The sequence below is a fragment of the Alphaproteobacteria bacterium HT1-32 genome, from assembly GCA_009649675.1.
Lineage (GTDB): Bacteria > Pseudomonadota > Alphaproteobacteria > Rhodospirillales > HT1-32 > HT1-32.
The window spans coordinates 1,866,900-1,879,014 of record WJPL01000001.1 but is presented as its reverse complement, the minus strand read 5'-3'; the positions used below and the strand labels follow the sequence as shown (position 1 = coordinate 1,879,014).

The 12,115-nt window shown below is 58.3% G+C and carries 14 protein-coding genes; 6 read left to right on the top strand and 8 right to left on the bottom strand.

The genetic code is table 11. The features are described from left to right. The 4 genes from GH722_08905 to GH722_08890 all read right to left on the bottom strand — a co-directional run bounded on the left by GH722_08905 (position 1) and on the right by GH722_08890 (position 3,274). Positions 1 to 216, bottom strand: a complete 216-nt coding sequence (locus tag GH722_08905) for a hypothetical protein (protein ID MRG71888.1) — start codon at positions 214 to 216, stop codon at positions 1 to 3. Between the two features lie 21 nt (positions 217 to 237). Continuing rightward, a complete protein-coding gene (locus GH722_08900; protein ID MRG71887.1) occupies positions 238 to 525 on the bottom strand; it encodes a hypothetical protein in 288 nt (95 codons plus the stop codon). Then, positions 522 to 1,946 (bottom strand): thioredoxin, encoded by a 1,425-nt coding sequence (locus tag GH722_08895; GenBank protein ID MRG71886.1) that lies wholly within the window; start codon positions 1,944 to 1,946, stop codon positions 522 to 524. The genes GH722_08900 and GH722_08895 overlap by 4 nt, the downstream gene beginning before the upstream one ends. A gap of 65 nt (positions 1,947 to 2,011) precedes the next feature. Next, positions 2,012 to 3,274 (bottom strand): hypothetical protein, encoded by a 1,263-nt coding sequence (locus GH722_08890; GenBank protein MRG71885.1) that lies wholly within the window; start codon positions 3,272 to 3,274, stop codon positions 2,012 to 2,014. 153 nt (positions 3,275 to 3,427) lie between these two features. Here GH722_08890 and GH722_08885 point away from each other — a divergent pair, with 153 nt between their 5' ends. Genes GH722_08885 through GH722_08860 form a run of 6 tightly spaced genes read left to right on the top strand, consistent with a single transcriptional unit; the run spans position 3,428 to position 8,607 of the window. Then, the gene (locus GH722_08885; GenBank protein ID MRG71884.1) at positions 3,428 to 4,138 is read left to right on the top strand and encodes an FCD domain-containing protein; all 711 of its coding nucleotides are present in this window, start codon (positions 3,428 to 3,430) and stop codon (positions 4,136 to 4,138) included. Beyond that, positions 4,038 to 4,595: a hypothetical protein gene (locus GH722_08880; protein MRG71883.1), complete on the top strand. Its 558-nt coding sequence runs from the start codon at positions 4,038 to 4,040 to the stop codon at positions 4,593 to 4,595. Before GH722_08885 ends, GH722_08880 begins: the two co-directional genes overlap by 101 nt. 22 nt (positions 4,596 to 4,617) lie before the next feature. Then, on the top strand, positions 4,618 to 5,604 hold the full coding sequence (locus GH722_08875) for a hypothetical protein (protein ID MRG71882.1): 987 nt from the start codon (positions 4,618 to 4,620) through the stop codon (positions 5,602 to 5,604). A gap of 35 nt (positions 5,605 to 5,639) precedes the next feature. Then, the gene (locus GH722_08870; protein ID MRG71881.1) at positions 5,640 to 7,160 is read left to right on the top strand and encodes a C4-dicarboxylate ABC transporter permease; all 1,521 of its coding nucleotides are present in this window, start codon (positions 5,640 to 5,642) and stop codon (positions 7,158 to 7,160) included. Beyond that, positions 7,157 to 8,320: a hypothetical protein gene (locus tag GH722_08865; protein MRG71880.1), complete on the top strand. Its 1,164-nt coding sequence runs from the start codon at positions 7,157 to 7,159 to the stop codon at positions 8,318 to 8,320. The genes GH722_08870 and GH722_08865 overlap by 4 nt, the downstream gene beginning before the upstream one ends. A gap of 2 nt (positions 8,321 to 8,322) precedes the next feature. Then, entirely contained in the window at positions 8,323 to 8,607 is a 285-nt protein-coding gene (locus GH722_08860) for a hydrolase (GenBank protein ID MRG71879.1), read from the top strand. A 20-nt stretch (positions 8,608 to 8,627) separates the two neighbouring features. On the opposite strand, the gene rfaE1 is transcribed toward GH722_08860, so the two are convergent. The 4 genes from rfaE1 to GH722_08840 form a co-directional block, all read right to left on the bottom strand. Further along, positions 8,628 to 10,091 (bottom strand): D-glycero-beta-D-manno-heptose-7-phosphate kinase, encoded by a 1,464-nt coding sequence (gene rfaE1 / locus GH722_08855; protein MRG71878.1) that lies wholly within the window; start codon positions 10,089 to 10,091, stop codon positions 8,628 to 8,630. A 23-nt stretch (positions 10,092 to 10,114) separates the two neighbouring features. Beyond that, on the bottom strand, positions 10,115 to 10,666 hold the full coding sequence (locus tag GH722_08850) for an SIS domain-containing protein (GenBank protein MRG71877.1): 552 nt from the start codon (positions 10,664 to 10,666) through the stop codon (positions 10,115 to 10,117). 47 nt (positions 10,667 to 10,713) lie between these two features. After that, positions 10,714 to 11,637, bottom strand: coding sequence for an EamA family transporter (locus GH722_08845; protein ID MRG71876.1), 924 nt, complete (start codon positions 11,635 to 11,637; stop codon positions 10,714 to 10,716). 71 nt (positions 11,638 to 11,708) lie between these two features. Next, on the bottom strand, positions 11,709 to 12,101 hold the full coding sequence (locus GH722_08840) for a response regulator (GenBank protein ID MRG71875.1): 393 nt from the start codon (positions 12,099 to 12,101) through the stop codon (positions 11,709 to 11,711). Positions 12,102 to 12,115 lie beyond the last annotated feature (14 nt).

Sequence of the window (12,115 nt, the reverse complement as noted above, 5' to 3'; positions counted from 1 at the left end):
TCAGCCGCCGATCTTCTGCAGAATTTCCGCGATCGCCTTTTCCGCGATCTCGGCCAGTTGTTCCGGGGTCCGGTTCTGGATCGGGTGAGGCACCCAGACCAGGTCAGCCGTGAAACCAAGCGCCGTCATCTGCGCCTCGGCAGCCTGTGTGAAGGCTTCGGAGGCAACAGCGCAGCCGGGAATGCCGCGACGATCAAGAGTCAGCTGGTCATGCAAACTGCACGACGTACAGGACCCTCAGTCGGCGAGGCCTTCGACCACCACATCGCACTGCTCGATAATGTCCTGAATGACAGAATCCGGTGCGGGCTTTGTATGGGTCGGCTTCTCGAACCGCAGCACCTTGCAGCCCCGCTCGCTGAGCAGCCGGTCAATGGTGTCGAGAAACTCGACGCTGCGCTCTTTCGAGATCGACAGCAGACCGATGGTGGTGTCCGGCCCCAGTGGCGGAGCCTTCATTCGATGCCGGATGACGGGCGATGTCTCCGCCGTCGGATCCCGCATGGTGTAGGACGCAGATGTCATGTTCCAATCTCCTTTGATACGATCTGAACTTCCTTGGCCCGGCGCTGGGCGGTCCAGCCACCGATAACTGCCGAAAACAACCCTCCCGGCCCCCCGGCGCGAACGACCAGCAGGCCGCCGGGATGAAACTTGTCGACCATTTCCTCTGCCCGGGACGGGTCAATACCCATGCTGACCCCTCCGGCTCCGCGGATAATATCCTTGCCCGGACGCCGCAGCGACTCGATCAGGGCAGCTTCGATTTCCGGGCGACCCCATCCCGCCTGCTTGTAGATCGCATAATGATCCGGCGACAGAACCAGTATCGCATTTCCCCAGGCCGCCAGTTTCGGATGACAGACCCCGGCCAGCCCCATTGCCAGTGAGCGGGACAGATCTTCCGGCCCCTGTGCGGCCTGATCCGCGATACCCTGCACCCCGTCACCATGGAACAGCGTCACGCTGGAGGTACCCGGTGCATGACCGCGCGCCACATTCAGCGGTACCCAGTCAGGGTCAGTTTCATCTTCGGCAAAGCAGAAAGTGTATTTGCCGGGGTTACCCATCACCGACCGGTCAATGCCTTGCGGTTTGCCGCCACCGACATTGCGAATGATCAGCTGAAGTGCCCGCCCGATGGTGGCGTTGGCACGATTGCCCTGCCCCAGCGCGTTACCGGCCCAGTTCATGCCGATCCGTTTGGTAACCGGTCCGTTGACAATGACCACCGGTCCCGAGAACCACAGCGTCGCCAGCAGGCCATGCATGGAAAATTCAGGAATCAGTGCAGCTTCCAGCGCGGCCAGAACGACCGGGAAATAATCCGGCCGACAGCCCGCCATGACCGCATTTATCGCCACCTTCTCAACCGTACATTCCACCAGATTGGGCGGCACGATACCGATAATTTCATCTGCCTTTCGGGTGGTTCCGGCCAGCATCCGGGCGATCCGCAGATCGGTCGGAGGAGTGATCGGCAGACCGTCGGACCAGCCACGGTCATAGGCAATCTCCATCGGATCATCATTCTCATCGACCTCGATGGAGCGCGAATTGATCTTGATGTCGCCGAATTTCAGAGCCAGCCGTTCCGGCATTCCCGGATCCATGGTTTTCGAGCCGCAACCCGGCCGGAAGACCGGCAGTCCGTCACCCAGATCAGGGTCGCCGGTTAGGCTGATCCATTCCGCCCGGTCCCATCCGAAGGTTCGTGCGACCTCCTGACCATTTTCATAGCGAATCAGGGTCGGAACCGTCTCGACACCCAGCGACCAGGAGGTCGCCAGCCCGGTATCATCCAGTGCGCCGCCAAGATCTTCCGGAAAGGCCGGATCATCCTGACTGTAAATTTTCATCGGCGCGGTCTGCGCAAGCTTACCCAGCACTGGCGTCACCAGCTGACAGGTTTCGCAATCGCGCTTCAGAACAACCACCCATTCCATCTGACTACCCTCACCCGTTTTTTATCACTCTAGGATAAATAAGTCCGGACTACTAGAGACTGCTTTCAGAGGAAATCATCCGGCCGCCAGGGCGCAGGAATGTGACGTGATGGCTCTCCAATGGCCGGACCGGCAATATATTCATAACCGGCAGCTACCAGCGGCGACAGAAAGGCGCGGTCGCAGAGATTTCGAACCGCCCCGCCAAGCCCCTGCTGTTTTGCCTTTTCAATAACCCGCGTTGCGTCGCGAAGAATCGTACCATCCATGACATCCGGCAGACGAAAACTGATGAAATGCACATCCGCTTCCGCATATTTACCCACAAGATCACTGTAGACTGACGCTGGCAGGCCTGCCTCAAGATCAATCGACAGATGTGTTCCGAACCCATGCAGGAAAACCCCGAGTTCACTGACCCGGCCGAGCGGTGCGCCGTCCGGCACAGCCGAGAGGTTGAACGACAGGAGATTGCGCAACGGGGCGGGGACGAACTGCAGCACCTCACGCAGTTCTTTCTGTCCGTTCCGGCTGGCTACGGTTTCAAAATGCAGCTGAATAACGAGATGAACGCGGTCACCACGGCGGATGGCAAAAGTCAGGTCCAGCAGCGCCTCTTCCAGCACATCAATATCGAACCGGATGATCTCTGCCGGATACGGGTTTTCCCCGAGAATATGATAATCGCTGAGCGGACGGGAAGTACCGACAATCAGTTTCCGGGCACTGCACCGGAAGGTCGCGATACGCCCCGTCGGTGCATGCCAGTACGGATTGAACAGATACTGCAGCGGCGCATCATGCGGGCTGGCCAGCGACCGGCGTAATCGCGCACGACGGCCTGCCCGTTCCACATCCGGCACTATACCTTTCTGCCCGTCCCCGGCATCTGCCGCCTGACTGCGGTTCCGGAACCGCTGGATAATCTCAGCCGGTGTATGACCATCCGGATAATCCAGATCGTCGAGGTTCTCGGCGCAGGTGAATATCCGGACACCGTCCAGCCCTTCCTCGCCGTGAACATCATTGAGAATCCGGGAACCGATGGCCGCTGCCCGCACTTCCGCCGCCTCGGCGGAACAGTTCGAAAAGATGACAAGATACTGATCATCGCTGCACCGGATGAAGGAGTCACCGGCCGTGCAGTGATCTTTCAGTGCGGCTTCCGCATGGCGCCGGATCGCAGGGCCGAATTTTGCCCACTTATCCGCCCCCATCCCGATCCGCAGGTCACTGAGTCCGATGAATGCAATCTGCCCGACCGAAACCGGTCCGTTCTTCAGCAGACGACGAACTCTCTCAACAACTTCAGCGACGATCTCGGGCATAACCGAACTCCCTGAATCGATTTATGCCGACAGTATGCAGATAATTGACGCCTGTGTACGACCTGTCTTTACACTGAGACGTCATTTTTTGCTGACATCAAAATGTTGACATTAAAAATGTTAACATTTAACGTTTTTACATGGAGAGAATGAATGCTTAACCGTGCACCCAACCTTGCCACACAGGTTCTGACCGATCTGGAGCGGCGTATCTACGGGGGATCCATACCGCCGGGAACGAAGGTAAATGAAAGTCATCTGGCGACCGAACTTGGCGTCAGCCGCGGCCCCATTCGCGAGGCCTGCCGTGCCCTGGAAAGCGAGCGCATCATTGAAGCCTTCCCGCAGCGGGGCAGCTTTGTCCGCAAGATATCCGTCAAAGAGGCAACGGACCTTTTCGCCATCCGGGAAGAGCTGTCAGGCATCATTGCCAGGGGCATCATAGAAAACGCGCCTGCCGGTTTTGCAGATCAGCTTCAGGTCTTTGTAAATGAAATGGATGCGGGTATTGCGGCCGGTGACCTCGAAAGCTTTTTCCCGACCAATCTGCAGTTCCACAAGATCTTGCTCAGCGGTACAGGGAACAGGCGGCTGGAAGATATCTTTCTCGGCCTGTTCAAGGAACTTCGTCTTTTTCGTATCCAGAGCTTTCTTCCGGAACGGCATTTCCCCGACCGGGTTCTGGCCTACAACACCGACTCGAACCGCGGTCACGGACTGATTATCGCGGCCATCCGGTCCGGATCATACGAGACACTGACCGATGCCCTTCGCCAGCAGGTACGGGCATCGCGGGATCGCAGTTTCCAGGCCTTTGCCCGCTCCACCGGCGGTGGAGAATCATCTGTCGGAGAGGTTGCCTGACATGACACAGCGACGCGGCGAACTCCTGTTATCAACGGCTCTGCTGATCCTTTCAGGATGGATATTCTACAGCTCTTCCGGGCTGCAGGGCGGTGCCGGACGCTTTCCGCAGGTCGCCGCCGCACTGATCGGAATCAGCAGTGTCATGACGCTGTTTCGCAATTTTCTGAAACCGGCCAGCGACACCGAAAAACCGTTTACCGGCGTTGTCTGGGGACGGTTGCTGGTGGTCGTTGCCGCTTTCCTCGCGGCACTGGTTTTGCTGAAACCGATCGGGTTCCCGATTGTTTCTTTCCTGTTGTTTGTCATCTGCGCCAGCGCAGCAGACAGCGCGGCTTTTTCGCGACGCGCACTGCTGACCAACAGTCTGGCCGGACTGTTCTTTGTCACCCTGCTGACGGCCTGCTTTGTCGTCTTCCTCAGGGTCACATTGCCGATGGGGATACTGCCCCTTTAATTCAACCACCCGGGAGGAAACCATGCCGAGCATAAAGACTCGTTCGAAATACACCCTGACCGCAGTCGCGGTCGCTGTTGCCGCATCACTGACGGCAACATCTTTTACGCCAGCCGCAGCTGACTTTCCCGACAAGCCGATCACGGTGATTGTCGGAACCGGTGCCGGAGGCGGTGCCGACCGGTTTGCCCGGACGATCGCCAAACATGCACCAAAGCATCTCGGCGTCGACATGGTCGTTGTCAACAAACCCGGCGGCGGCGGACAGGTTGCACTGAATGACTTCATCGCCAACGGCGAAACAGACGGCTATACCCTGTTCACAGCACTGATCCCCCATATCATCTACTGGAGCCAGACCCGTCCCGACGGCCAGAGCGGCTTTCAGCTGGACGATCTGGTTCACATTGCCCAGCCGGTTCGCATACCGTCAGGCTTCATGGTTCCGGCCAGCAGCGAATTCAAAACCTTCGATGATCTGGTCAAGTTCGCCAAAGCCAACCCCGGCAAACTTACCATGGGTATGAATGGCAAGCGGTCCGGCGGTCATGGTCTGGTGAAAATGCTGGAGAAGGCAGCCGGTATCGATATCGCGGAAATCGCCTATGGCGGCGGTTCAAAGCAGGTCAAGGGCGTGCTCAGCAACGAGGTTGCCGTGCTGAATACCAACGTCATGCATGCCGTTCAGTACAAGGATGAACTGCGCCCCCTGGCTTTCGCCGGAGAGAAACGCAGTGCCCTTGCACCGGACACACCAACGCTTCGTGAACTGGGTTACGATGTCGTTGACTATGTGACCCGTGGTTTTGTTGCACCGAAAGGTATCGATATGGCCCGCGTCGAAATTCTGCGCAAAGGCCTGAAAGCGATGTCGGAAGACCCCGGTTTCATAGCGGACCTGAAGGCGCTGGGTCTGCCCGCAGACTACATGAACCATGAGGAAACGCAGGTCTATATCGACAACTTCCTGAAGAACAACGACTGGCTGCTGAAAGAATTCAAGCAGTAAGCAGTCCGTAACATCATACCCGGGAAGAGAAGACCATGGTCGAATTCATTATGGATGGGCTGAGTTACGCCCTGTCACCAGTCGGTATTGGCCTGATCTTCCTGGGCGTGACGCTCGGCATGTTCGGCGGTGCCTTGCCGGGCATCAGTGCTTCCGTCTCGATTGCACTGATCCTGCCGCTGACCTTTACCCTTGATCCCGCCAGCGCCCTTATTCTGCTGGGTGCCATCTATATGGCGGCGGAATTTGGCGGATCGATTTCTGCCGTTCTGCTGAATACACCGGGAACACCGGCGGCCATCTGTACCGCCATGGACGGCTTTCCCCTTGCCGGCAAGGGACGGGCACGGGAAGCAATCTCGATTGCCGTGATCGGCTCCGCCATTGGCGGGCTGTTCGGGGCCGCTGTATTGCTGTTCTTCACACCAACCCTGGCCCGATGGTCACTGGCTTTCGGGGCGCCGGAAACCTTCTGGCTGGCCATCGCCGGTCTTGCCACCGTCTGCACCCTGACAGCCCAGTCCTTTGCCAAGGGGATGGCGATGGCGTCACTGGGGCTCTGGATGTCGACTGTCGGTATTGATCCGACATCCGGTTATTCCCGCTTTACCTTCGGAACCTATCAGCTTGAATCCGGCATCAGCCTGATACCGGCCATTCTCGGCTTCTTCGCAATGGCGCAGATGCTGAATCTGATTGGTCAGGGCAAGGAGCATGTTGCCGAGCTGCCCAGGCAGCCGGGCGCTGTCGGCAAGGCCTTCGCCCGTGCCGTTGCCCGGCCCTTTCTCATTCTGCGGTCCAGCATCATCGGCGTCCTGATCGGCATCCTGCCCGGTGCCGGTGCCTCGATTGCCAGCTTCATCGCCTACGGAGAGGCAAAACGCAGTTCCAGCGAGCCGGAAACATTCGGCGAAGGCAATCCGGATGGCATCTATGCTGCGGAAAGCGCCAACAACGCAATGGTCGGCGGATCTCTGGTTCCTCTGCTGGCGCTCGGTATTCCCGGATCGGCCAGCGCCGCCATTCTGTATGGTTCACTGACCATCAACGGGATCATTCCCGGACCACGGCTTTTTATTGAGCATGGTGATGTCGCCTACCGCTTCATCGTCGCGCTGTTTCCGATCTGCCTGGCAATGCTGCTCACCGGTCTGGTGCTGATGCCGCTCTATTCGCTGATCCTGCGGATTCGTGTCGTACATATTGTTCCGGCTGTTTTTGCGCTGACCATCGTGGGAGCGTTCTCCGTACGCAATAATGCGTTCGATATCTATGTTGCCTTTGCCTGCGGATTGCTGGGATTCATTCTGCTCCGCCTGCGTTATGCGATCGCGCCCCTAATTCTTGGCCTGGTTCTCGGGCCTCTGGTCGAGGAAAGCTACACCCGTTCAGCTTCACTGGCTCGTGTGGACGGTTCACTGCTGGCCTATTTCTTCGGGCGTCCGTTATCGATCGTACTGATCAGTATCACTGTGATTATCGTGCTCTCTGCCTTCTGGGCGCCGATGATCAAACCCTGGCTCAATCGCCAGAGACAAGGAAAGCAGGTGAAATGAGCAGGAGCGAATTCCACGGATACCGGCGCGCTGATGGCAGTGTCGGAATCCGCAACATCGTTGTGGTGATGTCGATCACCGGCCTGACCAGTCCGGCCGCACGCCGGATCGGCAGCATGGTCCGTAACACTCACACAATCTGTATGCCCTACAACACCGGACTGCTTGGTGAAGACAAGGCCACCCATCTGCGTACGCTTGAAGGGCTGGCCTGTAATCCAAACGTTGGCGCCGTGCTGCTGATATCGGACCATGTACCCAAACTGGAGAAAATGGCCGCCACCCTGCGCAGCAAAAAACAGCAGGTCGACTGCCTGTCGATGGATGATGTCAATCAGGATGCCATTGCCCTGGTGGCTGAGGGCACCCGGCGTGCCGCCCGGCTGGTCCGCAAGATTTCCGGTCAGCCACGCATCCCGGCCAGGCTGTCAGAATTACGGATTGGCCTGAAATGCGGGCGATCCGACCCAAGTTCCGGCCTCGTCGCAAACCCCGCGGTGGGCACCTATATCGATCAGCATATCACCTCCGGAGGATCTGCAATCTTCGGTGAGGTTGTCGAATGGCTGGGCGCGGAACATCTTCTGACCGGACGTGGCGCAAATGAAGACATATCCCGGAAACTGCTGGAATTGCCCCGTAACCGGGAAAACCGCGCCGTGATGGCAGGACTGGACCTGCTCGGCAGCAACCCCAGTCCGACGAATATTCGCTCCGGCCTCTCGACGATCGAGGAAAAGTCGCTGGGGGGCATCTCAAAGACAGGAACTCAGCCGATCTCCGGTATTCTTGCCTATGGCGAAGCCCCTGATATGCCCGGACTGTTCGCCATGGATACACCGAACTATGCGCCGGAGCACCTGACCGCCCTGTCAGCAGCCGGATGCCAGTTGCATCTGTTTACCACAGGTGCCGGGAACAGCTTTACAAACGGTCTCTGCCCAACCTTGAAAATCTGCGCCAATGACACTGCCTGCGACTATCTGGGTGAGCAAATCGACATACCGCTTGATGGCATAATGTCAGGCCGGAGATCCATGGAGGAAGCAACCCTTCAGATTTCCGAAAATGTCCGGCAGACTGCTGACGGCAAACTGTCCTGGGGGGAAATTCTGGGCGAAGGCGACGATATCGTCAGTCGCTTTGATGCTGCGCTCTAGCCATGAAAAAGATCGTGAAAGCCGTTACATTATTTGCCGAGGATCATGTCGCCACCCTGCTGGATGCCGCCCGGTGCGGTGATCTGGTGGAGCTGTCATCCGGTGAGCAGGTGCAGGCCCGGGAAGACATGGATATCTATTTCAAGATTTGCATCCGCCCCGTACGCAAGGGAGAAGTTATCCGCAAATACGGGCAGGCTATCGGCGAAGCGACAACAGATATCGCGCCGGGCGAAAAAGTCCATATTCACAACCTGCGATCACGCCGGGCAGTTGCTGATAACTGATGAACCGGTCTGACCGGTTCTCAGCTCCGGGAGCGGTCAATAATGGCTGTGGTGCTGTGGCCTTCCTCGATATCGACCAGCATGACCTCACCGCCAGCCGCCTGCACGATATCCGCACCGACAACTTCGCTGACGGCGTAGTCCGCGCCCTTGACCAGCACGTCCGGGCGGATGGCCCGGATCAGTTCCAGCGGGGTATCCTCGCCAAAGATTGTCACCACATCAACGGCAGCCAGCGAAGAAAGCACGGTGGAACGGGCGGCTTCCGTCTGCACCGGACGCTCAGGACCTTTCAGGCGCTGGACACTGGCATCACTGTTGAGGCCCAGGACCAGCCGGTCACAGGCCGCCCGCGCCTTGCGCAGCAGAATGACATGGCCGGGATGCAGCAGATCGAAACAGCCATTGGTAAATCCAACCTTCAGACCCTGACGCCGCCAGCGAGAAACCCGCTCCAGCAGCGCAGCCCGCACCAGCACCTTGGCTTCAGCCGCCGCAATATCCTGATGATGCAGGGCCGCCATCAGTTCCTCGGCAAAGACCGCAGCGGTACCAACCTTGCCGACAACAATCCCCGCAGCCGTATTTGCCAGCCGCGCCGAGTCGAGATGAGAAACACCGGCACTGATCGCCGCCGACAAGGTTGCGACAACCGTGTCACCCGCCCCGGAAACATCGAAGACTTCCCGCGCTTCAGCCGGCAGATGAAATTCCTGGCCGCTGCCTTCAACCAGTGTCATGCCTTCCTGACTGCGGGTCACCAGAACATTCTGGATGCCGCATTTCGCAGCCAGTTCGCGGGACGCCACAATGGCATTATTGTCCCCGTCAACCGGCAGCCGGGTTGCAACACCCAGTTCCTTCTTGTTCGGTGTGACCAGAGTCGCCCCGCGATAACGCTCGTAATCATCACCTTTCGGGTCAACGATGACCGGCCGGCCCATGGCCAGTGCCAGATCAATCAGATCACGCGACAGACCATCATCCAGCACGCCCTTGCCATAATCAGACAAGACCAGAACGTTGTATTCACCCAGCAGATCGCGGGCGAGATCGATGATCTTGCGGCGCGTCGTCTGGTCGGCCGGAGTGGTGGTCTCCTGATCAGCCCGCAGCAACTGCTGACCGGACGCGAAATACCGGGTCTTGATGGTGGTCTGGCGTCCGCGTTCAACCAGCAGGAAAGGTTCCGTGCGTTCCGCCTCTGCAACCAGATGGGTGACATCCCGGCCTGCATCGTCATCACCAACAATCGTCAGGAAGGCCGAGCTTGCACCAAGTGCCGACAGATTGCGCACCACATTACCGGCACCCCCGAGCATGGATTCCGCATGATCCATGCGCAGAACCGGAATCGGCGCTTCCGGAGAAATCCGGTCAGCCCGGCCATAGATGAAGCGGTCCAGCATCAGATCGCCGACAACCAGCACCTTGGCCGAAGACAGTTTCTCGACATCCGCAGCGAGGGTGGAAGGGTCAGTCACGTCGATCTCTCCGGTGCAAACAGTCAGACAGCAGGGGCGGGTACAAGACCCAGTTCAATCTCCAGCGCACCGCACAGCATCTGGCCAAGAGTGATATGCATTTCCTGAATGCGCGCTGTCACATCAAAGGGCACAACCAGCAGCGGATCGGCCAGACCCGGCAGATCACCCCCGTCCCGCCCGGTCAGCCCGGCTGCAATCAGCCCCATAGCCTTCGCCTGTTTCAGCGCCAGCGTTACATTCGGGCTGCGTCCGGATGTGGTGATGCCAAGCGCGACATCACCGGCCTTGCCGATCGCGTGAATTTGCCGGGCGAACAGCTGGTCGAAACCCAGATCATTGCCGATGGCGGTCAGGGCGGATGTATCCGTGGTCAGGGCGATTGCTGCAATCGGTTCACGATTGCTGACATACCGGACGGCCAGTTCGGTCGCCAGATGCTGGGCATCACCGGCACTGCCGCCATTTCCGAAAAACAGAATCTTGCCGCCATTGCGCACTGACGTCGCGCAGACTTCCACCAGACGGGCGAACGGTTTCTTCAGCGCGTCGCGGGTTGCTGTTGCCGCTGCCATATGCTGTTCGAACTCGCTGTCGTAGAAGCGGTCAGGATCAAATCCGCTCATGATTTCCGTCCGTTATTTTTGCTGCTTATAACATTCCCGCCGGGCCGGGCCACGGATTTCAGTGCCCGCCGGTGGTTGCGAAGTGCGAACAGCGAATCCACCGTCAGCGCCACCAGAATGATGCCCCCGCCAAGCAGGGTCAATGGTCCCACCCCCTCATCCAGTGCCCACCATACCCAGACAGGACCGAGCACCGTCTCCAGCAGCAGGATCAGGCTGACCTGTGCCGCCGGCAGATAACGGGGGCCGACCGCAAAGGCAATGAAGGCGACCGGCAGGACAAAACATCCCATCATCAAAATCCAGGGAGCGGATTCAGATGTCATGACCGGCGTTGCGCCGACAGACAGCGCCAGACCGGCCGTCAGAAATCCGGAAATCGAAACCGTCGGTGCCATATCAATCGAACTGTTGGCCCGGAAAATCGTGAAGGCAGCAGCCAGTGAGGCAGCGGTGGTAATGGCCATCGCATCACCAAAGATCGCCCCCTCCCCGAGATTTGGCAGCGCAATAATGGCGACACCACAGAGCGACACGGCAATCGCTGCCCAGGTTCGCCAGCGTAGCTGTTCCCCCAGAAAGAACAGCCCGAACAGGCCGGAGAACAGAGGCGATGTGGCGACGAGAATGAGCACATTGGCGACGGAAGTATTGTCCATCGCCAGAACGAACGTGAAGGCGTTCAGGGAAAAGAAAAATGAAGCAATCAGTCCGGCCCGGCCGATACTGAGATAAGACGCCAGGGCCCGGCGGCGCTTCAGCAGCAGATATCCGATGGTGATGGTTCCGCCATAAAGCAGACCACGCCAGAAAATCAGCGTCCAGGGATCGGTTCCGGCCAGCCGGATAAGCAGCGAATCCGGCGTGAGCACCAGCACGCCGCCAATGGTGATGAAAAGGCCTTTGGCGAGATCAGACATGATCTGACGGTTGTCGGCAGAAATAGCCCGATGTCAAAGTTATTCAGCCCGCCGACGATTCGGCCCGCCGTTCACTTGTCGAGAACCGACTGGATACGCTGCCTCAGATCAGTCACCGATACCGGCTTTACCATATAGCCGTTCGGCTCCAGATCTCTCGCCTTCACAACCGTATCGATATGACTGTCTCCGGTCAGGAAAACCACGGGCGTATTACGAATCGACTCCAGTTTTGCGGCCCGGAGTTTTCGTAAAAAGGTGAGCCCGTCAACCGGTTCCATATGGATATCACACAGCACCAGATGCGGTCGCACCCGCACGACCTGCTGCAATCCATACTGTCCTTCCTCTGCCTCATAGATATTCAGAATATCGAGTTGGCGCAGTGACTTGCATATCAGCCGCCGGATATAGCCCTCATCATCGATAACCAGAACACGTGTATTTTTGAAATCGACCGCCATCAGTCAAAATGCCC